Source organism: Prosthecobacter sp. (assembly GCF_044236155.1).
In the GTDB taxonomy this organism is placed as follows: Bacteria; Verrucomicrobiota; Verrucomicrobiia; order Verrucomicrobiales; family Verrucomicrobiaceae; genus Prosthecobacter.
Map to the genome: position 1 here is coordinate 11,810 of NZ_JBIIHA010000028.1, position 22,956 is coordinate 34,765.

22 protein-coding genes and 1 tRNA gene are annotated in these 22,956 nt (G+C 60.9%); 14 read left to right on the forward strand and 9 right to left on the reverse strand.

Going from position 1 to position 22,956, the window contains the following annotated elements; all coding sequences use genetic code 11:
• Positions 1-6 precede the first annotated feature (6 nt).
• The 7 genes from ACILSE_RS19095 to ACILSE_RS19125 are packed head-to-tail and all read left to right on the forward strand — an operon-like array spanning position 7 to position 6,938.
• Positions 7-1,233 carry an MFS transporter gene (locus ACILSE_RS19095; protein WP_395719029.1) on the forward strand — a complete coding sequence of 409 codons (1,227 nt, stop codon included), beginning with the start codon at positions 7-9 and terminating at the stop codon, positions 1,231-1,233.
• Between the two features lie 60 nt (positions 1,234-1,293).
• Positions 1,294-2,661, forward strand: a complete 1,368-nt coding sequence (locus tag ACILSE_RS19100; protein ID WP_395719030.1) for a DUF1501 domain-containing protein — start codon at positions 1,294-1,296, stop codon at positions 2,659-2,661.
• Positions 2,662-2,694: 33 nt separating this feature from the next.
• Complete coding sequence (locus tag ACILSE_RS19105; protein ID WP_395719031.1) at positions 2,695-4,083, forward strand: hypothetical protein; 1,389 nt, start codon at positions 2,695-2,697, stop codon at positions 4,081-4,083.
• Positions 4,084-4,125: 42 nt separating this feature from the next.
• A complete protein-coding gene (locus ACILSE_RS19110; protein ID WP_395719032.1) occupies positions 4,126-5,028 on the forward strand; it encodes an alpha/beta hydrolase in 903 nt (300 codons plus the stop codon).
• 46 nt (positions 5,029-5,074) lie between these two features.
• Positions 5,075-6,217, forward strand: a complete 1,143-nt coding sequence (locus ACILSE_RS19115; protein WP_395719033.1) for a hypothetical protein — start codon at positions 5,075-5,077, stop codon at positions 6,215-6,217.
• Positions 6,214-6,750: a heavy-metal-associated domain-containing protein gene (locus tag ACILSE_RS19120; RefSeq protein WP_395719034.1), complete on the forward strand. Its 537-nt coding sequence runs from the start codon at positions 6,214-6,216 to the stop codon at positions 6,748-6,750. Before ACILSE_RS19115 ends, ACILSE_RS19120 begins: the two co-directional genes overlap by 4 nt.
• Before the next feature lie 50 nt (positions 6,751-6,800).
• Positions 6,801-6,938 (forward strand): hypothetical protein, encoded by a 138-nt coding sequence (locus ACILSE_RS19125; RefSeq protein WP_395719035.1) that lies wholly within the window; start codon positions 6,801-6,803, stop codon positions 6,936-6,938.
• 133 nt (positions 6,939-7,071) lie between these two features.
• Here the strand turns inward: ACILSE_RS19125 and ACILSE_RS19130 are convergent, their stop codons facing one another.
• A complete protein-coding gene (locus ACILSE_RS19130; protein ID WP_395719036.1) occupies positions 7,072-8,493 on the reverse strand; it encodes a sulfatase in 1,422 nt (473 codons plus the stop codon).
• 124 nt (positions 8,494-8,617) lie between these two features.
• Between ACILSE_RS19130 and ACILSE_RS19135 the strand changes: the two genes are divergently transcribed.
• The gene (locus ACILSE_RS19135; RefSeq protein ID WP_395719037.1) at positions 8,618-9,286 is read left to right on the forward strand and encodes an SGNH/GDSL hydrolase family protein; all 669 of its coding nucleotides are present in this window, start codon (positions 8,618-8,620) and stop codon (positions 9,284-9,286) included.
• 6 nt (positions 9,287-9,292) lie between these two features.
• Here ACILSE_RS19135 and ACILSE_RS19140 read toward each other — a convergent pair whose 3' ends face one another.
• The 5 genes from ACILSE_RS19140 to ACILSE_RS19160 all read right to left on the reverse strand — a co-directional run bounded on the left by ACILSE_RS19140 (position 9,293) and on the right by ACILSE_RS19160 (position 15,005).
• Positions 9,293-10,150, reverse strand: a complete 858-nt coding sequence (locus ACILSE_RS19140) for an alpha/beta hydrolase (RefSeq protein ID WP_395719038.1) — start codon at positions 10,148-10,150, stop codon at positions 9,293-9,295.
• A 28-nt stretch (positions 10,151-10,178) separates the two neighbouring features.
• Complete coding sequence (locus ACILSE_RS19145; protein ID WP_395719039.1) at positions 10,179-10,928, reverse strand: polysaccharide deacetylase family protein; 750 nt, start codon at positions 10,926-10,928, stop codon at positions 10,179-10,181.
• A gap of 19 nt (positions 10,929-10,947) precedes the next feature.
• Positions 10,948-11,802, reverse strand: a complete 855-nt coding sequence (locus ACILSE_RS19150; RefSeq protein ID WP_395719040.1) for an SGNH/GDSL hydrolase family protein — start codon at positions 11,800-11,802, stop codon at positions 10,948-10,950.
• A 49-nt stretch (positions 11,803-11,851) separates the two neighbouring features.
• Complete coding sequence (locus ACILSE_RS19155) at positions 11,852-14,458, reverse strand: DUF4838 domain-containing protein (protein WP_395719041.1); 2,607 nt, start codon at positions 14,456-14,458, stop codon at positions 11,852-11,854.
• A gap of 64 nt (positions 14,459-14,522) precedes the next feature.
• The gene (locus ACILSE_RS19160; RefSeq protein WP_395719042.1) at positions 14,523-15,005 is read right to left on the reverse strand and encodes a hypothetical protein; all 483 of its coding nucleotides are present in this window, start codon (positions 15,003-15,005) and stop codon (positions 14,523-14,525) included.
• 421 nt (positions 15,006-15,426) lie between these two features.
• Between ACILSE_RS19160 and ACILSE_RS19165 the strand changes: the two genes are divergently transcribed.
• Positions 15,427-15,642: a DUF2281 domain-containing protein gene (locus tag ACILSE_RS19165; RefSeq protein WP_395719043.1), complete on the forward strand. Its 216-nt coding sequence runs from the start codon at positions 15,427-15,429 to the stop codon at positions 15,640-15,642.
• Entirely contained in the window at positions 15,639-16,025 is a 387-nt protein-coding gene (locus ACILSE_RS19170; protein WP_395719044.1) for a type II toxin-antitoxin system VapC family toxin, read from the forward strand. The genes ACILSE_RS19165 and ACILSE_RS19170 overlap by 4 nt, the downstream gene beginning before the upstream one ends.
• Positions 16,026-16,162: 137 nt before the next feature.
• Here ACILSE_RS19170 and ACILSE_RS19175 read toward each other — a convergent pair whose 3' ends face one another.
• Complete coding sequence (locus tag ACILSE_RS19175; protein WP_395719045.1) at positions 16,163-17,059, reverse strand: alpha/beta hydrolase; 897 nt, start codon at positions 17,057-17,059, stop codon at positions 16,163-16,165.
• A gap of 97 nt (positions 17,060-17,156) precedes the next feature.
• On the opposite strand from ACILSE_RS19175, the gene ACILSE_RS19180 reads away from it, so the two are divergent.
• The 4 genes from ACILSE_RS19180 (at position 17,157) to ACILSE_RS19195 (ending at position 21,896) form a co-directional block, all read left to right on the forward strand.
• On the forward strand, positions 17,157-18,452 hold the full coding sequence (locus ACILSE_RS19180) for a sulfatase (protein WP_395719046.1): 1,296 nt from the start codon (positions 17,157-17,159) through the stop codon (positions 18,450-18,452).
• A gap of 240 nt (positions 18,453-18,692) precedes the next feature.
• Positions 18,693-20,252: a class I adenylate-forming enzyme family protein gene (locus ACILSE_RS19185; RefSeq protein WP_395719047.1), complete on the forward strand. Its 1,560-nt coding sequence runs from the start codon at positions 18,693-18,695 to the stop codon at positions 20,250-20,252.
• 154 nt (positions 20,253-20,406) lie between these two features.
• Complete coding sequence (locus tag ACILSE_RS19190; protein WP_395719048.1) at positions 20,407-21,630, forward strand: type III PLP-dependent enzyme; 1,224 nt, start codon at positions 20,407-20,409, stop codon at positions 21,628-21,630.
• A 17-nt stretch (positions 21,631-21,647) separates the two neighbouring features.
• Positions 21,648-21,896: an acyl carrier protein gene (locus tag ACILSE_RS19195; RefSeq protein ID WP_395719049.1), complete on the forward strand. Its 249-nt coding sequence runs from the start codon at positions 21,648-21,650 to the stop codon at positions 21,894-21,896.
• Here ACILSE_RS19195 and ACILSE_RS19200 read toward each other — a convergent pair.
• Entirely contained in the window at positions 21,893-22,867 is a 975-nt protein-coding gene (locus ACILSE_RS19200) for a hypothetical protein (protein WP_395719050.1), read from the reverse strand. The two genes, ACILSE_RS19195 and ACILSE_RS19200, sit on opposite strands and share 4 nt — an antisense overlap.
• Positions 22,868-22,879: 12 nt before the next feature.
• Positions 22,880-22,954 (reverse strand) — tRNA-Val (locus tag ACILSE_RS19205).
• Between the last annotated feature and the right edge of the window lie 2 nt (positions 22,955-22,956).

The following is a 22,956-nucleotide window of genomic DNA, read 5'->3' on the forward strand; positions in this document are numbered from 1 at the left end:
GTATCCGTGTCTCGCTCTCAACGCCTCCTCGTGCTCATCACCTGCTTCCTCGCCCTCTTGTTCGACGGCGTCGAACTCGGCCTCATGCCTATCGCATCGCTTTCCGTGTCGAAAAGCCTGCTCGGAGCCGGTTTCACGTCGGAACTCGGCGGCGAGTGGTTTGCGCGTTTCACAGCAGCTTTGATGCTCGGCGCGGCCATGGGCGGCATCGCGCTCGGAAATCTTGGCGATCGCATCGGCCGCACAAGGGCGATGGGCGTGTGCATTCTGTTTTACTCGATCTTCGCCGCGCTCGGCGCATATGCGCAGACGCAGGAGCAAATGCTCGCGTTGCGCTTCCTCGTCGGTCTTGGAGTCGGCGGCTTGTGGCCGAATGGCATCGCGCTGGTCTCGGAATGCTGGTCCGGGGCATCACGCCCGCTCGTTTCCGGCGCGATGATGGCCGGACTCAATGCGGGCATCCTTCTCCTCTCCCAACTCGCACGCGCATGGCCCATCACGCCGGACTCGTGGCGCTGGTTGTTTCAATTTGCGGGAGCTCCCGCGTTGCTCGGCGTCTTCGTGCTCATCGCGCTGCCAGAATCGCCGAAATGGCTCGCCAATCGTGGCGTGACACAAAAAGTCGCTCCACTGCGCGAACTGTTTCAGCCTTCGCTCATCCGTTTCACCATCATCGGCATCCTCATCAGTTCCATTCCGATGATTGGCGCGTGGTCGGCCAGCAAGTGGATGATTCCGTGGGCTGACAAAGTCGCCGGAGAGACGAACGTCGGCTACAAAGCCGCCACGCAGGGCTGGTGGGCGCTGGGGGCAACACTCGGCAGCTTTGCTGGTGCGCAGCTCGCGAGCTGGCTCGGACGCCGCCTCAGCTACGCGCTCATCAGCCTCGCCACCGTCACGATCACGATGACGATGTTCCAGCTCACCGCGCCGTTGCAGGCCGCGTTTCACGTCATCGTGTTCGCGCAGGGCTTCGTCGCCACGCTGTTCTTCGGCTGGCTTGCCTTGTATCTGCCGGAACTGTTTCCCACTCGGGTGCGCGCCACCGGCAGCGGCCTCGCTTATAATTCGGGCCGCTTTGCCACAGCGTTTGGCGTTCTGGCCGCAGGATTTCTTTTCACCGCCCTCGGCGGCGATTATCCGCGCGTCGGCACGATCTGCGCTTCGATCTACGCCCTCGGCTTGATCGTCATCTGGTGGGCGCCCGTCACAAAGGCGGAGGACCTTTCATAGCGGCCGAAAGAAAGCGGACGCGAGTTCCATACTTGTCCGGCGTCCATCGCCGCACCTGCCATGCTTAAGATTCTCGCTCCCGCCGAAAAACGCAGCGCCTTCTGTGATGGTGTGTCGCGTCGAAACTTCATCAAAGTCGGCGGCCTGGCTTCCCTCGGCCTCTCTTTGCCAAAGCTGCTGGCGCTGGAGAATCAGGCGGGCATCCGCAACTCGCACAAGTCGGTCATCCTGATCTATCTCGTCGGCGGTCCGCCGCATCAGGATATGTTTGATTTGAAGCCGGACGCCCCGCGCGAAATCGCCGGGCCGCACAAGCCCATCGGCACGAATGTGGATGGCATTCAGATCTGCGAACTCTTCCCGCGGATGGCTAAGATGATGGACAAGTTCACCATCATTCGCTCGCTCGTCGGCGCGCAGGCCGGTCACGATGCGATCCAGTGCTACACCGGTTTTCCGAACCGCACGGGCACCGTCCCACCGGGTGGCTGGCCTCAGTTCGGCAGTGTGGTCGGCAAGCTGAAGGGCGCTTTTGATCCCGCCGTGCCTCCTTTCGTCAGCATGTGCTACGAATGCACGCATGGTCCTTACAACGAGCCCGGCCCCGGCATGCTTGGATCGGCGAACGACGCCTTCCGCCACACGGGGCCGAGTCGTGGTGACCTTACCTTGCAAGGCATCACCTACGACCGCCTCTCCGATCGCGCGAAGCTGCTGACGAGCTTTGACAACTTCCGCCGCGATGTCGATGCAAGCGGAAAGATGGACGCGATGGACACCTTCACGCAGCAGGCCATGGGCGTGCTCACCTCGTCGAAGCTGGCCGACGCGCTCGACCTTTCCAAAGAAGATCCGCGCCTCGTCGAGCGCTACGGCACGGGTGACACCGTGAAGCGCATTGACGAAAACGGCGCGCCGCGCGTGCCGCAGAGCTTCCTCACCGCACGCCGGCTCGTGGAGGCTGGTGCGCGTGTTGTCACGGTCAACTACAGCAAGTGGGACTGGCACGGTGGGCCGAATAACGACATTTTCTCCCGTGAGCGCGAAGACTTCCCCATCTTTGACAAAGGCATCACCGCGCTCGTCGAGGATCTGCATCAGCGCGGCCTCGACAAAGACGTCACCGTGCTCGTGTGGGGCGAATTCGGCCGCACGCCGATCATCAGCAAGCAGGTCGGCCGCGATCACTGGCCGCGTGTGGCCATGGCGCTTCTCGCCGGAGGTGGCATGCCGATGGGGCAGGTCATCGGCTCGACAGATCGTCTTGGTGGAGAGGCCGATAGCCGTCCTGTCACCTTCGCAGAGGTCTTTGCCACGCTGTATCGTAATCTCGGCATCGACGTGGCCACTACCACCGTCACCGACACCAAAGGCCGTCCGCATTACCTCGTCGAAAACGGCGCACTGCCCATCCGCGAGCTGATTTGATCAAGTTCACACGTTTCGTGCCGTAAGACTCGCATGAAACTCCGCTTCATCGCCGCACTGCTCTTCTCGGTCTCGCTCCAAGCCGCCGAATTCCGCGCTGGTGCCGCCACCAGCAACATCACGCCAGAGCTCGGCAGCTCGATCAATGGCGGATTTCAGGATGGAAAGGCCCTTTTCATCCACGACGAACTCCATGCTCGCTGTTTGGCACTCGACGATGGCAAGACGAAGCTCATTTTCGTCGTCGCGGACAGTTGTGTGATCGGTCGCGGCATCTTTGACGAGGCGAAGAAGATGGTGAACGAGGCCACCGGCCTGCCGGTGGAGAACATGATGATGTCCGCCACGCACTCACACTCCTGCGGCACGCTGCAAGCCGTCGGCCAGAGCGAGCCGAGCCCGATGTATCAGCGCTTCGTGGCCCGGCGCATCGCCGATGGCGTGCGCTGCGCCTTGAACAACCTTGCTCCGGCCAAAATCGGCCACGGCAGCGCCTCGGTGCCGCATCAGGTCTTCAATCGCCGCTGGAAGATGAAGCCCGGCACCATCCCGCCGACACCGCTCGGCATCACCACCGATCAGGTGAAGACGAATCCCGGCATCAACAATCCCGGCCTCGTCGAACCCGCGGGACCAACCGATCCCGAAGTCGGCTTCATCAGCGTGCAAAGCACGGACGGAAAACCCATCGCTTTGCTGGCGAACTACTCGCTGCACTACGTTGGCGGTGTCGGCCCTGGTCACATCTCGGCGGACTACTTCGGCGCGTTCGCGGTGAAGATCGGTCAGTTGCTCGGAGCGGGCCCGGAGTTCGTCGGCATCATGTCGAACGGCACCAGCGGCGACATCAACAACATCGACTTCCGCGGCGGTCAGGAGAAACAACCGCCGTATGGCCGCATCCAGATCGTCGCGAACGATGTCGCGCAAGCTGTCGCAGCCGCGGTCAAGACCTTGAAGCATGCCGACTCAGTGCCGCTGAGCGTTGCCCAGAAGGAAATCGAACTCGGATTGCGCATTCCGAGCAAAGACGAGGTGGAAAAGGCTCGCGAGGTCACGAAGCAATCGAAGCTCTTCCCGCGCATGGAGACGATGGAGCAGGTGTATGCGCGCGAAACCGTGCTGCTGGCCGATTTTCCCGCGAAAGTGTCCGCGCCGCTGCAAATCATGAAAATCGGCGATTTGCATGTCTCCGCGATTCCCGCTGAGGTCTTCGTCGAAATCGGCCTCGAGCTCAAAAAGCGCCATTCGCCCACTTTCACCGTCTCGCTCGCCAACGCCTACCACGGCTACCTGCCCACGCCTGAGCATCACGCCCTTGGCGGCTACGAAACGTGGCGTGCGCGTTCCAGTTGCCTCGAAGTCGATGCATCGTCCAAGATCCTCGCTGGCTTGGAGGAACTGTTCGCAAAGCTGAAGTGAGGTTCGCGACCTTTGACGGGCTGCCGCGTTTCACAGAACCGCATGAAAGCCGTCTTGTTTTGCCTGCTCATCAGTTTCTCCACTCTGCAAGCCCAGCAGAATCATGTCTGGGTGCTCCCGGAGGCCAATGTGCCGCGTCTTGAACGTGTGCTGTTCAACAGCAAAGCCGCCGCGCAGCCGGTGAGTTGCTACATCTTCACGCCGGAGAGCTACGACACGAACAAGGAACAACGTTTCCCCGTGCTTTACTGGCTGCATGGCAGCGGTGGCAGTTCGCCCGGCTCTGCCGCGCAGGTGGCGCAGCGCTACGGCGAAGCCATGCGGGCTGGTAAAATCCCGCCAATGATCATGGTCTTCCCCAACGGGCTGCCGATGGGCATGTGGTGTGATTGGAAAGACGGCTCGGTGAAGCTCGAGACGATGATCATTGAGGAACTCATCCCGCACATCGACCAGCATTTCCGCACGCTGGCCAAACGCGATGGCCGCATCATCGAGGGTTTCAGCATGGGCGGCTATGGTGCAGCACGATTGGGCTTCAAATACCCGCAGCTTTTCGCCGCCGTCTCGCTGCTCGGTGCCGGTCCGTTGCAGCCGGATTTCAATGAGGCGCCTCGCGCGGGTCCACGTGGTCGTGATCAAGTCCTCAGCACCGTGTTTGGCGGCGACATGGCCTACTACCGCGCCCAGAGCCCGTGGCTCATTGCCGAGCAAAACGCCGAAAAAATCCGCTCCGGCCTCCTCATCCGCCAAATCATCGGCGATCGCGATGAGACCCTCGGCTTCAATCGCGAGTTCAAGCAGCATCTCGACGCCCTCAAGATTCCCCACACCTACCGCCAGCTCCCGAACATCCCCCACAACCCCAATCTCGTCCTCGACACCCTTGGTGAGCTCAACTGGAGCTTCTACAAAGCGGCTTTGAAGGCCACGACTTCCAAGTGACGCTCAAGAACCGGGACGCGAGAGGCGTATGGTTGCACCGCAAGCCATGAAAAACGCCCTCATCACCCTCTTGCTGGCTCTTTGGAGCAGCGTTGCGATTGCCAAGGTCGAGCGCATCTGGATGACGCATCAGTCACCGGACAACTCGAAGATCGTCATCTCATGGGAGACGACGGCCCCGGGTGACTCGATGGTCGAGTTTGGGACTTCGCCGCAGCTTGGTGAAAGTGTGAAAGTGGATGGCAGCCGCACGCTGCATCATGTGGAGATCCCGCTGGCTCAAAAGGATGTCGTTTATCACTACCGCGTGAAAAGCGGCGATCAGGCTTCGGACATCCACACCTTCAAAGGCTATTCGTCGAAGCTGCTGCGCATCGCCGTGGTCGCGAACATCCGTGCGGATGCGAAACTGAACTTCACCGCGATCAAAAAGGACGAACCGCATCTGCTCATCTCGGCGGGTGACACGGCCATGCAGTATCAATTTGCCACGCAGGCGGACAAGGAGGCCACGAAGTCTCACAGCACAGCCATCGATACACAGGCGGAGCTTTTCCGAAGCACGCCGCTGATGGTCTCGTTGGGAAATCTGGATCGCAAAATCCGCCCGAATGGCCTCAGTATGGAGGAGCCGGGCTATGACATCGAGGCCACGGGCTACCGGAAGTTTTTCGCGCTGCCGGGCAAGGAGTGGATTTGGGCCTGGGACATCCCGGACTTCGATTTGAGGCTCATCAGCGTGGACATGAGCCACACGGGCGACTTCGGTAAGCCAAACCAGGCCTGCCACGCCTTCGACAAGGACTCCGAGCAGTTCAAATGGTTCGAAGAGACGATGAATGGCACGAAGGCCGGGTTCGTCGTGACCATGTTTGGTGAAACGGGCGGCACCGTGCGTCGCCACGCCGAGGGTGGATGGAAGCGTGTGATTGGTAAAGGCACGCTCGCCATCTCCGGAGAATGCTACCATGCCGAACGCACCGAGGTGGATGGCGTGACCTACTACAACAGCTCCGTGCGCGGCAACGGCACCTTTGGGCACGATCCGCAGGCGGCCTTCTCCGACAAAGCCGCGAGCTACCAGCTCCTCACCCTCGACCGCGAGGCGGGGACACTCAAATCCGAGCTGAAGGCCCTCGATGACGGCCGCGTGCTCGACAGCAAAACCTTCACCAAACGGGCGAAATGAGGTTCTCTGCGCCCCTTGCCTTTCTCCTGTCTTTCGTGCTGCACGCCGAGGAAAAGCCCGCGCCCGCAAAGACGGTCTTCGTTGTCTCGGGTCTCGAATGCGGGAGTTGCGTTTACATGGTGCAGCATCAGTTGTCGCAAACACCCGGCATCGTCGAGGTCGAGGTGCTGCAAGGGCTCGAAGGCTACGCCAGCGTCTGCTACGATCCCAAGGCAGTCAGCGAGCACCAGATCGCTCAGGCCGTGCGCGAGGCTCCTGGTCTCCATGGCACGCCCTACATCGCCACGATGAAAGTGCGCGTGCCCGGCTTCTCCCGGCACGCGGCCAAGGTGAAGGCGCTCTTCGAGAAATGGAAGCCGTCCATCGAACTCGTTGTCTTGGACGAGCACGCGGGCGAGCTGATCGTGAACTTCGCCGAGCTGAAAAAAGGTGCCAAAGGAACCTTCCCGCGCGGCTGGAGCCTCGCCCAGCTCACAAAGGGCCTTCAAGAGCTCGGACTGAAGCATGAGATTCTCTCGCCGGGAGAACTTTGATTCTGGTCGCCTTTGTCGCTCCGGGATTCTCCAAAGCCATCTCCTTTCAGGTGCCTCAGCAGCTCCAGGAGCTACCCGGAAGCCTCGCGTTCGACGCGGTTGGAGCCGAGAACCGCGGCATCCATCTTTCCTCACTTTTTGAATACCGCCGCATCACCTCCGGCAGCGAGCAAAGCGGAGCACTGTAGGGCTCCAGCCGTCTGGGGCTTCTCACAGACCTGACGACGCTCGAAAACGACGGAGCCCGGCCGAATCCAGGGGGTTCTCGCGCTGTCTCGCTAAGTTCTTTGTCTTCTTCCTCTTGTTAGTGTTTCCGTCGCCTCACTTCGCCTTCTTCTTTCCCTTCCCTTTCTTCTCAGGCGGCGCCCCTTTCGTGCTGCCTTCGTTTTTCGCCACCTCCTCCGACTCCGGAATGCGGCCTTGATCGTTCGTCTGCTCGATCCACGTCTTCAAAACGCTGCTCAGCCGCTCCAGCGCCGCGCGATCCTCCAGCTTGTTCGACTTTGCAAGGTTGTGAATCTCGAACGGATCGTTCTGTAGATCGTAGAGTTCCTCCTCTGGCATCGTCGGCGCGGCCAGCACTGCTTGCTCCGGCGTCAGCTTGTCCTGTGCGGCCAGTTCCTTGATCAGGTTCCACACCGGATACTGCTTCTCCTTGTAGGCGTTGAATTGAAGAAAGGGACGATCCGGCGTGAAGTTGCGGATGTAGCGGTAGCGCGCGTCCCGCACGGTGCGGAAACGGAACACCGTCATGTCGCAGCGATCTCGCGCGCCGAACACGTATTCCCGCGCCGGCTCCGCCTTTTCGCCCATGAAAATCTGTCCTTGCATGCCTTCCGGCTTCGCGATTCCGGCCCATGACAGGGAAGTGGCGGTTAAATCGATGCTCATCAGCAGACGGTCGCTCGCCTTCCCCGCTTCATAGCCCGCCGGAGCCGCGAATCCCGACGGCCACTTCAGGATCAGCGGCACGTTCAATCCCTCTTCATAGCAAAACTGCTTCCCGCGCACGTGAGCCTGCCCGTTGTCGCCGAAGAAGCAGATCACCGTGTTCTCCAGCAGGCCGTCGCGTCTTAGCAACTCCATGATCTTGCCGATTTTTTTGTCCAGCGCCGTCGCCGCGTCGAGATACTGCGCCCAGTCTTGCCGCGTCACCTCATGGTCCGGGTAATACGGCGGGACCTCCACCTTTGCCGGATCGGCATGCGCCTCGCCGTGAAAGGTGCGGTGTGTCTCCTGGAAATTGATCTGCGCGTAAAACGGCTGGTGTGATCTCAAATCATCCCAGTTCGCCGAGTCGAACGCTTTTATCGGTGGCTGAAAATTCCAATCCGTTTTTGCAGAGCCCTTGAATCCCGCCTCCTGTGGCAATTCCTTCACATTGGCCGTGAAGTAACCCGACTCGCGCATGCGCTCGCTGATCAGTTTCACCCCCTCCGGTAGTGTGTAACCGTCATCGCGGTGCGAGCGGTGGTTGTGCGCGCCTATCGTCGTCTGATACATCCCTGTATTGAAAGCCGACCGGCTCGGCGAGCACACCGGTGCCGTGGTGTAGAATCGCGTAAAGCGCATGCCCTTTGCCGCCATGCCGTCCAGCACCGGAGTGGACACCTCCTTTGTGCCATAGCATCCAAGATGCGGTCCGAAATCCTCGGCGATCAGCCACAGGATGTTCGGCCGCTTGTCCTCGGCATGAAGCATGGCGGCAAAGGCGAGACAGCAGAGAAAAGGCCGGAAGATCATGTCCACAGCATGAGCGATCCTCCGATCACGAATCAAGACCATATTTTGCGTCGTGAAATCATGCTTGCGTGAACGCCTCTTGAGCAAGAATGCTCACGCCAGGGTCATACCGGGTTTTTGATTTATGAAACATGTCTTTCTCCTCCTCGTGCTCACCACGCTCAATGCCGCCTCCGACCGCGTCGTGCCGCGCGAAGGCACCGAGTGGTGCAACATCTGGATGCCGAACGCCAACAAGCACGGTCTGCCGCGCGTTTTGCTCATCGGTGACTCCGTGACACAGGGCTACGGCCCCGACGTGGAGAAGGCGCTCGCTGGCAAAGCCTATGTCGCACGCCTCGCCACCTCGCGCTGCGTGGGCGATCCCGTGCTGCATGCGGAACTCAGCGCCGTGCTTGGTGCGGAGAGCTTTGACGTGATTCACTTCAACAACAGCCTGCACGGCATCGGCGCAGTGAGTGAGAAGGAATACGCCGAGTTTCTGCCGCAAATGCTCGCGCACATCCGCCAGCTCGCGCCAAAGGCGAAGCTCATCTGGGCCACCTGCACGCCATCGCATGTGAACGGCAAGTTCGAGCAACTCGCCCCCAACAACGCCAACGTGACCGAGCGCAATCGCATCGCCACCGAGCTCATGAAGAAGGAATGCATTCCCGTGGACGATCTATATGCGCTCACGCTGCCGCATCCCGAATGGTGCTCGGATGGTCTGCACTACAAACCGGAAGGCAAGGCTGCCCAAGGTGCGCAAGTCGCCGCCGAGGTGGCCAAGCTGTTGCCGAAGGCGAAGTGACGCACATCACTTCTTCAGGATCGACACCACGAACGTTTCAAGTGCCTTTGTGGCTGGATCGCTGGCGAGCCCGAGGTCGCTGTTGAGCTTCACGTGCTCCGTGTCCCTCGCGCCGAAGAGCGTCACGGGCACTTCGGCTGCCTTCAGTTTGTCGCCGAAGTGCCGGGCCTGGGCCGTGTTGTCCGGATGATGGGACACATACAAGATCAGGAACGGCGGGATGCCCTTGCCCTTCGCCACATGGGTAACGGCGGAGAAGTCTTTGTGCAGCGCGGGATCGTTCCCAAATTTCAGACGATGGCCGAACGTCGGCAGCGGAAAGCCATGCGCACGCGCACGCGTCTCCGCGACTTCGATAATGGCCGGAACGTTGTAGGTGTCGCCATCGACCGGCACACAGCCGATGAGGCTGGAGAAATCCGCGCCGACTTCCTTCAGGTAGCGATCATCGGTGCAAAGAATGGCCGCGAGCTGCGCGCCGGCGCTGTGACCACCAACAAGGACGCGTTTCGGATCGCCGCCATGCTCTGCGATGTGTTTTTGCACCCAGCCGAAGGACTTGGCGCAATCGCGGATGAGCGTGCCCATGTCCACCTCAGGCAGCAGGCGGTAGTTCGTCGAGACAAAGACGAAGCCTTGCTCCACGAACCACTTCGGCTTCGTCTGCACGCTGGATTTGTCCCCCGCCTGCCATCCGCCACCGTGCATCCAGAAGACCACCGGCAGGTTCTTCGCGTCCTTGGGCGCATAAATGTCGAGAACGTGTCGCGCATGACCATCATCGAGATAGCGGATGTCGCGCTGGATGACCAGTTGGGCGAAAGCGGAGGTGCCAAGCAGGAGGAGGGCTAGGAGAGACTTCATGGTGCCTCTCAATACGTGAGCTCCCCACTCACTTCTTCCCCGCATACTTCGCAAGGTCCCGCATGGGTACCACCGTGCAGCCCTCGTCCTTGAGATGCTGCATGTAGGCCTCGAACTTCACTGGATCGGTGTTCACCCAGGGATGCTTGATGTCCGGCACGCCGTGAAACGTCATCACGGCGACCTTACCGTCCTTTGCTTGCGCCACCGCGGCCTTGAACTGCTCCAGCGTGCTGTCCGGCTTGCCGTCAAAGGCCTGCGGCATGAGCAAAGGATCGTCTGTGGCCGGATCAAAGGCCTTCGCGCCTCCCGCTCTTGCAAATTGATAGCCGCGCTCCTTCAATATCTTCGCCGCCGCCTTGCTCGTCGCGTAGCCGGGGTAGCAGAAGCTCACCGGACGCGGAATGCCGGCCTTTTCGCACTGCTGCTCGATGAACTCCACGTCCGCGGCCAGTTGCTCCGGTTTCTGCTTGTTCACGCCCGCGTGCTTCCGCGTGTGGTTGCCGATTTCGAAACCCTGTTCGTGCAGCGCCTGAATCTGCTCCCAGGTCATGTAGTTTTGCTTGTCCACGAGGAACTCGAAGCCCTCCGTGATAAAGAACGTCGCGCCAAAGCCATGCTTCTTCAGCAGCGGGGCGACAAAGGTAGCCTGACTCGCTACCGAGTCGTCAAACGTCAATACTACGAGCTTGTCCGGAACCGGTTCAGCGGCAAAGGCGTGCCAGACAACTCCGATCGAGAAGCCGAGCAGCGCAAGAGAGGTGGCAAGTGCTTTCATCAAAGGCATATCGCAACGCTCACTTGCCCTTCGCTGCAGCTTTGGCTTTCTCGGCAGCAGCTTTGGCGCGGGCTTCAGCCTGCTTTTTCGCATACTCCTCGGCTTGCGCTTCAAGCGGTGCCCAAGCGGCCTTCGCCTTCACCAGTTCGGCATCATTCAGGCCGAAAGCCTTCAGCACGCCGGTGGCCATGAGCTTGTTGCCTTCGGTATTCATGTGCACGCCGTCGCTGGTCAGCACTTTGACATTCGGTTTGTTCTCCGCCTTGATTCGCTCGGCAAACATCGAGAACAGATCGGCCATCGGCAGGTTCTTCTCCTTCGCGAGCTGGCGGAGGAAGTCGTTGTAGGGCGCGAGCAGGCCGTTTTCTTTGCTGGCGAGGTTTTCATGAATCACCGTCGCCGTCAGCATCACCGGCTTCACGCCCGCGGCAGTCGCCTGGTCGATGATGGCGGTGATGTTCTTCTTGTAAGTGCCGCGGGTGGCCACCTTGTCGTCGTAGGTGCCTGCTTTGGCCATCGCGTCATCGAGCGGCACGCCACGCGGGCCGTGCCACACGTCGTTCACGCCGCAGCTCAGTGTCATCCACTGCGGCTTCTTGCTCAGCACATCTTTGTCGAGCCGCGCCAGCATCTGATCTGACTTGTGCCCGCTGATCCCGGCCGGCACCGGCTCCGCTTTGATGCCGTTCGCCTCCAGGCCTGCAATCACGAGCTTCACATAACCCGCCGGATTGCCCCACCCGCCCTGCGTGATCGAATCGCCGAGGAAGGCGATCTTCTTGCCGCTCTTCACGGCGATCTCAGCGTTTGCCAAAGCAGGCGCGATGAGTGTGGCGGCGAGGACGGCGAGGAAGCGGAGAGAGTGGATGTTCATGGTGGTGGCAAGCAAACGAACCACCGCATGAGTCCTTTCTCTCCTGCCGCTACTCAAACACGATCTCGCCCATCACGGTGGTGTCGTCCATGCGGGTGCTGGTGAGCGATGACGACCAAATGGCGCGATCCACCTGCTCGCGTGGCAAGACATGATTGCGGCCGAAGTTGGCTTTCCAAGTGATGCCTTTGGTTGGGGCTTCGACGCCGAGGGTTTTGAAGGGGATGACGAGATAAGCGTGCCAACGCTTCGTTTTCGCATCGACGCGGGTTTCGCTGTGCCAATCTCCATTCCAGGTGGGGTCGTCTTTGCCGTGGCGGGGGTCCATGACGTCGGTGATGCGGCCGTTGAGGGCGTCGTATCGGCTAGCGGCGTTGGCGCCTTGAGTGAAGCGGTAGAAGAGTGGTTGGGCGGGGTTCGGGGCGAGGTAGAGGTCGATGGCTTCTTGATGGGTGAGGACGCGGTCGCGGTTGAAGGCGGTGAACTTGGTTTCATCGCCGAGCGTGGCTTCGGCGCGGAGGTGGAGGGCGTTTTCGTCGTAGAGGAGGCGGATTGTCGTCGGGCGCGGCAGCGTGTGCAGCGGCGGGAGGAGCGTGAGTTCGTGCGCGGTGGCGGTTTGCCACTCGGGGCTGTCGAGCGTGAGTTTGGCGGTCGTTTTGGCGATGGTGAGCTTTTTGAGACCGGGCGGCGGAGCGTGGCGCATGGCTTTCGTGTTCCAATTGAAGCAAGTGCTCGCATACGGCTCCTGATAGCCGTCGTAGGCGAGTTGCAGGTGCTTCGCGTCGTGACCGGGAAAGGGGAAGAGGACGTGGTTCCACTCCTTTTGATGCCCTTTGGCGTAAAGCGTGGCGATGTAGGCGTTTCGCACGTCGATGGCGTCGAGCAGGCGATGCAGCGACGGCTGATCCGGTGCCATCTGCCAGGCCTGATGGAGGTGCACGACCTTTGCGAAGTGCTTCAGGTAATCAAACTCGGCGCGGACGAGTGCGAGGCGTGTTTTGATCTTCGGCGTGCGGGCGAGCTGCTCCGACTGCGCGAGGTGGCCCTCCATCGCGGCGAGCACGCGCGGCGTGTAGAGGAAGGCGATGAGCTGAAACGGGTCCTGCACGGTTTTGCGTCCGCGAGCATCCGTGGGCAGCGGTTTGTAGGTCCACACGTCATTCCGCGTGCCGATGTGGTCGGAGTAGAGCGCGATGGCGTGATACAGCTCGTCGTAAAAGGCCCGCATGTAGAAGGTGATGCTCTTGTCCGGGAATGCGCCCTCGCAGAACTCGGGGATGAGGTCCTTGGCGTGGTTGTTCGCCGGATCATCAAACATGCGGCCCATGGTGTAATACACCGGCCCCTCCAGGCCAAAGAGCTGGCCGGGGCCGTCGCGATACAGCGACTGGATGCGCGCGGCGGCGAGCCTTTGCACCTGCAGCTCGATGTAGCCCGGCGTGCGCATCGGCGTGTAGCGCGTGCCGAGGTTCGGGCACCAATTGTAAACGTAGCCGGTGAAGCCGCGCGGCACCTCGATGCCGCGCCACGGGGCGATGTCCTCCTCGTTCGTGCCGGTGAGCATGATGCAGGTGTTCGCGGGAAATTGGTTAAACGTCTTCGGCGGCTGCGCGGTGAGGATGTAGCTCATCATCGTGATCTGCCCGCCGGGATGCGATTTCTCCACGCGCTGCGCCACCTCGCGGTTGAAGATCCAGATCTTCTCCGACCAGTCCTTGCTCGTGCCGTAGAGCGCCTCGCACTTCTCGCACTGGCACTCGCGGAAGCCATCCGGCTGGCCGAGATCCACGCTGTCAAAGCCGCGCTCCAGGTGCGAAACGAGGTCGCGGTAGATGCGTTCCTGCACGTCGGGATTCGACAGGCAATACTGCCCGTTGCCCTCCGGCTTCAAACGCGAGCCGCTGATCAGCGCGAAGTATTCGGGATGCTCCGCAAACAACTCCGCCGGCACCGCCCGCTCCCACGTGTGCCCGCCGAACTGCTCATCCACCCGCGGGAAGCGATTGTGCGCGAGATCGTAAAACGAGCCGCCCGCCGGATGCGCCGAGTTCACGCGCAGCAGCGGCGTCTTCGTCACGTTCAGCGTGTCCGGCACCGTGATCGTCTTCATCGGCAGGAACTCGATGGCTGGCGACGCCATGAGGTCGATCTTCGCCGCGCCGCTCACCGGCGTGTAGCCCGGCAGGTCGGGATACAGGAAGCGCACGCCGAGAAACTCCCGCGCAAAGTCCACCGCCGCCTTCGCCGTGCCCACGCGATCCCAGTTCGGCCTCCGCGCATTCTCCACCTTCGCCTTCGAGGCCTGGTCATTCCCCGCGAGGATCACATCCCGCCCCACCACCCGCTGCACATAGCTCCAATCCCGCAGCTTCGTCACGTCGAGGCCGTTCTTCTGCGCCAAAACCGTGTTCCCGAGCATCAACGCCGGTTTGGACCCATCCCGCTCCTTCTCACGCACGACGGCAATCTCCGCCTTGTTCGCCAAAAACGCCGTTTGGAGCAATCGAGCCGTCTGCACGAGACTTTCGTCCAACGCCGGTGAAGGCAGCGCATCCGGCAAAACGATCTGGTAGTCCGATTTCCCCGCGTCGATCAAGGTCAGGTCTGCTGCTGCGGCGGCGGTGAGGGAGAGGACGAGCGCGAGGAGGAGTTTCATGTGAGGACATGAAACGTGGGCAGATGGGTGGGTCTTCGCGGCCTTGCCCCAGAGAATACGACTCCTATTTCTTCTGACGTTGCAGATAGACCCTGTTAGCAAGTTCACGAGCATCGACAGACCAGATGTTTGTTGAGGTGGTTTGATGCGTTTGAAACGGGAGCAAGTCCTCGAATCCATTTCTGTATCCATTCTCAATATGTCGAAGAATCGCTGGCACGGAATCAGCCAATATTGCCAGTTCACTCTCCAAAACCGTGATCTCCAGGCCAAGCTGAGTGTAGAGCTTTTCAACGCCAGTTTTGAGTTTCCATCGCTTGGCTGCCGAAAGCGGCAGGCGTCTCATCGCCCATGATTTGTCGATATTCAGCCTTGGTATCACGGGGCCAAGCATGGAGTCGATTGGGTAGCCGGTGATCAACAGATCATGAAAACCAACTTCCTCCTGAACAAATACAAAAATGCCTCGGCCAGGGCTGCTGTGAGAGAGTCGTTTGTCGCGATCTAATGCTTTTGAGATAGCTTGATATGCAGGTGTGAGTTTCATGCGTCGTCGACCACGAATGCTCGAAAATCTATCCGAGGCCAGTGATACTCACCGCGAGGAAAAATGTCACAAGCGTCCCCCTGGGAAGCCTCTTGCGCCAGGCTCAGACCTCCTGACGCACCTCGGAAGGGTCGAGCCACTCAGGAAGCAAGCTCAGCAGCATCGACAGAAGAATGGGGACAAAAGAATCCGGCGAATCAATTCTCCTGTCCCCATTGATACGCTTCACTCCCCTTCGGGCAGGCTTTGGCGGTTTGCCCCAGCAGTTTGAGAGCGTGATTGGTGGGGCTATCTACGCTTCGCTCCGGTTGTCTCGTTTCACTCGGCTCTTCTGTCGAATCCGGGTTCATGGGCTTTCCGGCGAGGCCTGGGGCCTGAACACGAGCTTGGCAGGCAGCTTGGGATGAGGTAAAACTAAGGCATGTCGATCCAGCAACTCCTCATCTCCGAAGTCTCTCAGCAGCCGGAACCGCTGCTGCGCGAGGTGTTGCATTACCTTCACTTTCTCAAGTCGAAGGCGAAGGACGAATCGCAAGGGACCCCAACGACACGCCCAGGGTTTGGCTCGGTGCCCGGCATCAAGCTTGCCGATGATTTTGACGCGCCGCTCGAAGCCTTTGCCGATTATCGTCCATGAAGGTGCTGTTGGATGCTCATGCGCTGCTGTGGTTTCTGGCTGGCAGCAGCCAGCTCAGTGCGAAAGCTTTGGCCTGCATCCAGGACGCAGCGAACACGATCTTCGTGAGTCCCGCCACATTGTGGGAGATCGGGATCAAGGACTCGCTGGGCAAACTCAGTTTGCCACTCCCCTTCGACCAGCTCTTTCCCGACCGTTTGGATGCCTCCAACATCCTGATCCTGCCCATTCTCGTCCCTCATCTCCACGAGCACCGGCGGCTGCCTTTTCATCACAACGATCCGTTTGATCGACTGGTGATCGCCCAGGCCTTAGTGGAAGATTTGACCTTGGTCTCGTGTGACTCCGAGTTTGCGGCGTATGGCGTGAAGCTGCTTTGGTGAGAGGTCGGCACCTGCGAATGGTCGAGCCGGCCCCTCACATGTAAAGGAATCGGCGAAAACTTAACACCTCGCGAGCGACACCTAAAGAAAGTCAGCTTTCTTTGACAGGTCGGCCCGTGATTCAGGCCGCTGCAACGCTACTTCTTCCCTTCGAGCGTCCCCAGCCACTCGACGAGCACCTTGGGCCACTGGGCACCGGGGAAGTTGTGTTTCACTCGGGTGGGGATGAGGTTGCCGACGCCGTGGCCGCCTTCTTCGTGGAGATCGAGGCGGGCGGGGACGCCGAGCTTTTTCAGGTCGGCGATGATGTTGGTGGCGATCTCGACGGGCTTGTCGGTGGTGGCGTGGACGAGAAAAACGGGCGGTGAGTTCGCTTTGAAGACGAAGGGGTTCTCCGGCTTCCGCCAATGCCAAGTCCCGAGGCCGACAGCGAAGTCAGGACGGCTGCTGAGGCGCTCGATGGGATCGGTGGCCTGCGGATCGCCGAGATCGAAGTTCGCGGCGAGATTCATCGCGAGATTCGCACCGGCGGAATAGCCTGCGACGCCGATTTTCGCCGGATCGATGCCCCATTCAGCAGCGCGATGCCGCACGAGGCGCATGGCACGTTTCGCATCGAGCAAGGTAAGCGCCTGGATACCTTCGTGGGGCAGAATGTGCGGCGGCCGCGTGCGGTATTTGAGACCGATGACGGCCACGCCCATCGGATTGAAGACTTGCGCGGCATACACGACATGCGTCTTCCACGCGTGCCCGCCATAGCCGCCACCGGCACACACGACGAGGGCCATGCCGGTGCGGATGTCCTTCGGCGGCAGGTAGGGCGTGATGGTGGGCACCGAGACGCTTTGGATGGTCTGGTTGTCCTTGATGACCTCCGGCGCGGCGTTTTCGAGGAACTGCGGCGGCTTGCCGGGCCAAAGCGGGATGGGTTCGGGCGTGCCGGGGCCGAGCTGGCTCATCAGCTCGCGTTCGGCTGGCGTGATTTCAGCGAAGGCGGAGGTGATGAGGAAGAGGCTCAGGAGGAGGCGCATGGGCGGGAGATTCGTCACGGGGCCATACCCGCGTCAAGCGCCTGTCCAAGAAGGCAATCAGCGAAAGCCGCTCGCGGTTTTCGTGTTCACAGCGGCCATGAATCGCCTGCTTTGCCTTCTCTCGCTTTGGCTCGCCAGCTCGCTCCATGCGGGATCGCGGCCGAACATCATCTTCATCCTCGCGGACGACTACGGCTGGGGTGATCCGGCATGTTACGGACATCCCTATGCGAAGACGCCGAACATCGACCGCCTCGCGCGGGAAGGCACGCGCTTCACGCAGTTCTATGCCACGGGCGTGACCTGCTGCCCGGCACGCACGGGCCTCATGACGGGCAAGCGTCCGGCGACCTTTGCGAAGTATCCCGCCAGCTTTGGCTTTGGGGATCGCGTGACGGTGACGGAGCTGATGAAGAAGGCAGGCTATGCCACGGGCCACTTCGGCAAATGGCACATCGGACCGAGCATGACGCCGGGAACGTATGGCATTGATGTGATCGGTTCCGACGAGGAAAACGCGGCTCCAAAGCCCGTCGATGGCGGCAAGGACACGCGTGTGTATGACAACGCCATCGCCTTCGTGGAGAAGCACAAGGACGTGCCCTTCTGCATGAATGTGTGGGGCCACATCACGCATCATCCGGTCGATCCGACGCAGAAGTTCGTCGATGAGTTCGCCAGCCTGAAAGTGAAGGACGCCGACTTCTCCGACTATCAGCGCGAGAAGTTGGACGCCGTGCGAAAGCATGGCGGCGATGTGGATGACGCGATGCGGCGCTTCCTCGGCGAGGCTTTTTCCATGGATCAAGACATCGGTCGCCTGCTGGCGAAGCTCGACGAGCTCAAACTGACCGAAAACACCCTCGTCGTCTTCAACAGCGACCAAGGCCCCTCCTCGCCGCAGGATGTGCTGCGTGAGCGAAACGCGAAAAATGCTGCCAAAAAGCCTCTCGCCGCCAAAAAAGCCCGGTTGGCGCATCATCTGCTCGGTTACGCTGGTCCGCACGTTCGGGGCGGAAAACATGGCGATTACGAAGGCGGGGTGCGCGTGCCCTTCATCGTCCGCTGGCCGCGAAAAGTGCCCGCAGGCCGCGTGGACACCCAATCCGTGCTCAGCGGCACCGACTGGCTACCGACCCTCTGCGCCATCACGGGCGTTCCATTCAACGCGACCGACTTCGACGGCGGAAACGTCGCCGCAGTCTTCTGGAGCAAAATCCATGAGCGCACGCAGCCGATGTTTTGGAAGGTAAACTCCGAGAAAAGCGATCCCGCTATGCGCTGGCAAAGCTGGAAGCTCCACATTCCGCACCGGGCACGTGGGACGTGGAAATCTACGATCTCGCCAAAGACCCTGGCGAGTGTCAAAATCTGGCGTCTGCCCGCGAGCTAAGGACATGATGATGCGAAGGACAAGCAAGCTCACGGAAGGCAGGGGCTTCTACGCGGCCGAGAACGGCACGATGCAACGGGACCTTGACACCGCCCCTAACGAGGACCCCGGAACGTGGGAGATTCGTGTGAAGGAAATGGTGAGCGGCTTGCAGGCGGTGCGCCGGCTTCGTGTAGGCAGGTAAGATGCTCGACGGGGTTGCGCACTGCGAAAGCGGCTCTTAACGTTTCCGCTGTTTGCATGTCCACGACGCGCTTTTTGACCTCATCCCTGCCTCCGACCGAGCTCGACGGCCCTCACGCCGCGTGGTGCCTCGCCGCCTATGTGCGTGAAGGTGCCCGCCAGTGGCCGGAGAGCATCTACCTGCGTGATGGCACGCAGTCGCTGACCTATGCGGAGACCTGGCGGCGTGTCGCCAGCCTCGCATGCTGGTTGAATCAGCAGGGCGTTGGTCGTGGTGATCGTGTGGTGATGGTCACGGAGAACCGCCTTGAGACGGTGCTGATGTTTTTTGCCGTGGCGCAGATCGGCGGCATTTCCGTGGTGCTGCATCCGCAGATGAAGCCCGAGGGCCTGCGCCGCATTTTGGATCAAACCGAGCCCAAGCTGGGCCTGCTCGAAACCGCCACCGCGTCGCTGAAGGACGAGTTTGGCCAAACACCGCTCGTGTGGGCGGATGGTGATGGTTTTGCCGAATTGATCGCCGAGCCCGAGCCAACACGCGTGCCTTTTCCCGGTCTCGACATTGATCCGGCCTTCCTCGTCTTCACTTCCGGCTCCACCGGCACGCCACGGGGCGTGATTTTGACGCATGACAACGTCCACTTCGTCTCCGCCGCCATCCAGGCGAGGCTGCAATACCGGGCGGAGGACCGGGTAGCGATCTTCTTGCCGCTGAGCTTCGACTACGGCCTTTACCAGATCTTCTACGCGGCCCTCGCCGGGGCCAGTGTCTTCATCGGCAGGCCGGAAATGGCCGGGCCGGAACTGCCGCGCATTCTCGCGGCGCAGGAGATCAGCGTGCTGCCGGGCGTGCCGACCTTGTTTGGCGGACTCATCAAGATGCAGCGCTACCGCCCGGTGCCGCTGCCGAAGATGCGTGTCATCACCAACACCGGCGATCATTTGCCGCAAAGCTACATCGCGAGTCTTCGCGAGCTCTTCCCGCAGGCTCGCGTGCACCCCATGTATGGCCTCACCGAGTGCAAACGCGTCTCCATCCTCCAGCCGGAGGAACTGGAGGCAAAGCCCGAGTCCGTCGGCAGGCCGCTCGATGGCACGGAGGTCTTTGCCATCGACGCGAACGGCAACCGCCTGCCTCCCGGTGAAACGGGCGAGCTGTGTGTGCGTGGCCGTCATCTCGCCCTCGGTTATTGGCGGGCGCCAGAGGAGACCGCGAAGCGCTACAAGTTCATCGGCGAATGCCACTCGCGTGTTTTGGTGAGCGGCGACTACGGCAGCGTCGATGCCGAGGGCTTTCTGCACTTCCACGGACGCAGTGATTTCCTCATCAAGCACAAAGGCCATCGACTCAGCCCGGCCGAGGTCGAGGAGGAGGCCTGCCGCATCCTGGGCATCGTGGCCGCCGGCTGCGTCAAAGACGAGGCCAAGGACCTGCTGTGCTTGTTTGTGAGCGTTTCCGAGGCCACGCTCGACGAGCCAAAAATCATCCAGTCGCTCAGTTCGAAACTCGAACCTGCCAAAGTGCCCAATCGCGTGTTTTTGCTGCCGGAACTGCCGAAGACCGGAAACCAGAAAGTCGATCGAAAAGCCCTCCGGAGACTCCTGGCGGAGCAATGACGAATTCCGAATACCGAATGACGAAAGAATGCCCAATCTCGAATGACGAAGTCTTTGGACTGCGGCAGCCTGCTGCCGCTTTTCGGAGCCAGTCCTGCTGGCGGGCAGTCCTTGGAATGATCGTTCAAGATCGACAGCTATCTAGGAGATGACCATGAATACTGCCTTCGCCCATCAACTGATCGAAAAGCACGGCTCGCCGCTGTTCGCGTATGATCTTGATGCCGTGAAGGCTCGGGCCGTCACGTTGAAACGCGAACTGCCGGAGGGCTCGCGGCTTTACTACTCCTTCAAGGCCAACCCGCTGCCCGCCATCGCCCGCGAGCTGCGTGAGCAGGGCGTGCGGGCGGAGATCACCTCCGATGGCGAGCTGCGGGCGGCCCAAAACGCGGGCTTCACGGATGGCATCGTGTTTGGTGGTCCGGGCAAATCGGAGAAGATGATCGCCCGCATGTTGGAGAGCGGTGTCACACATTTCTCCTGCGAGAGCTTCACGGACGCGGCGCGACTTTCCCAGATGGCGGCGAAGGCTGGCGTGAAGATCACCGCCATGCTCCGCGTGAACCCGCAGCAGGCACCCGATGCGCGACTGGCGATGAGCGGCGTGGAGAGCCAGTTCGGCTTCGATGAGGCCCTGCTGCTCGCCGAGGGCGCGGCGGAGCGGCTGAGGCTGCCAAACCTCATGATCAACGGCGTGCATGTGTATTTCGGCACGCAAGTGGCCTCCGTCGAGGCGCTGGCGAAGAACACGCAATGCGCCCTCGACATCGCGGTGCGCATTTCGGCCGCGCTCGGCTTTGCATGCGAGGTGGTGAACGTCGGCGGCGGCTTTCCTTGGCCCTATGCCAGCGATGCCGTGGGCAGTGATCTGACGGGGCTGCGCGAGGCTTTGGAGGCTGTTTGGAAAGCCTCGCCCTTGTTTGGCAAGTCCCAGCTTTGCTTTGAGAGCGGACGCTATCTTTCCGCGAGCAGCGGCATGCTGCTCACCACTGTGCTCGATGTGAAAAAAGCCGGCTCGAAGACCTTCGTCGTGCTCGATACCGGCATCCACCACCTCGGTGGCATGTCCGGTCTCGGCCGCATTCCGCGTGCCGCGATCACCTTGATCAATCTGACGGCCCAACGAGAGGGCGAAATCGTCGCTGATGTCGTCGGGCCGCTTTGCAGCCCGCTCGACAGCCTCGCCCGCGGCCAGAAGATGCCCCCGGTCGAAGTCGGCGATGTGCTCGCCGTGCCCAACGTGGGCGCTTACGGCCTCACCGCCAGTCTGCTGGGCTTTTTGAGCCATGAGACGCCTTGGGAGGTGGCCTACCGCGGCACCGAAGAGATCGAAAAGTGGGTTTTCCAGTGCTGGCACAATTCCCAACGTGATGTTTAATCGGCCCTCCCTCCAAAATGACCGCCACTGATCTCACCCCGAAACTCCAGGCAATCCTCCGCCCGAAGCTACGCTTCCTCGCACCCGGCAGCGATGTGCCCATGGACGAGGACCTCGGCAAGCTCGGCCTCGACTCGATGGCCTCGATTGATCTGCTCATGGAAATCGAGCAGGAACTTGGCGTGCAAATCCCCGACGACATGATGACCGCAGACACCTTTGCCACCGGCAATCACCTCCTGGCAGTGATCGAGAGGCTCGTCTAAAGACCCCAGTCGCCTTCGGCGAGCACGGTGAGTTTTGCGAGCGATTGAAGGTGTCCGGGGATCGCAAAGCAGTGGCAGACATGTTCCGTGCGCTCATGCAGGGCAGGGCAACCTTCCCACGAGCGGTCATCGGGAAAGCTGGCGAGCGAAAGCATCCTCTGATCTCCGAACAGCGCGGGTTGCCGCACGATTTCGCCGACCAAGGCATGCAACTCGTCGTGTGTGCCTTCCGTCGTGAAGTGGTCGATCTCCATCCATGCGGGGATGCCGCGGATGCGCTTTGAGGTGAGAAACAAGTAGCTACTGAGGCAGCCTGCGTCATCGATCACACCCGCGAATTCGTGCTTCCGCATCGGCGATGTGGCGAACCAGCGCAGATAGTCCGGCGTGATCCACTTTTGCACACCGGCGCATGACACGCGTCGCGTCGCGATGCCGCGCACCAATGCCGGGTCGCGTGTGATGAACCGTCCCGGCGGCAAAGAGGGCCATTCGCGGAATGAAAGAAGCCTGGACGGCAGGCCGAGCGGCACGAAGCGACGGCGAATGTCAGTCAAACATCTCCAACCGGAGCGTTGCAAAAGCTCCTTCACTGCGGGTGTTGGCGTGGTGTCGGCGATGATCTTCGAGCCGGCCAGTTTCTTCAGCCTTATCAGCATCGGCAGGCTTGCGTTGCGATGCTTTTCGTCAACACGCCAGGTGGAGGCAATGTAGGCGGGGGACGGTTCCGCGTTCACAGAATAGCAGGCGGGAATGAGCCCCAGAAAACCAGCGATTTCACCCTCGTACCGCAGCAGCCATCCCCTTTCGACGCAAAGGCTGGAAAAAGGGTTTTCATCCCACCAATGAGACAGCCGTCGTCGCCATGTTTCGGCGCTGAGAGTTTGGGCGTCGGTTCTGACGAGCCATGGGATCAGTTCGTCCCGCGCCTGCGGTGTGTCGTCATATTCCTCGATCTGGCAGGCGGGCATGAATCGCTGAGGTGGTGCGCGGAGAGGGATTCGAACCCCCGACCAACTCGGTGTAAACGAGCCGCTCTACCACTGAGCTATCCACGCAT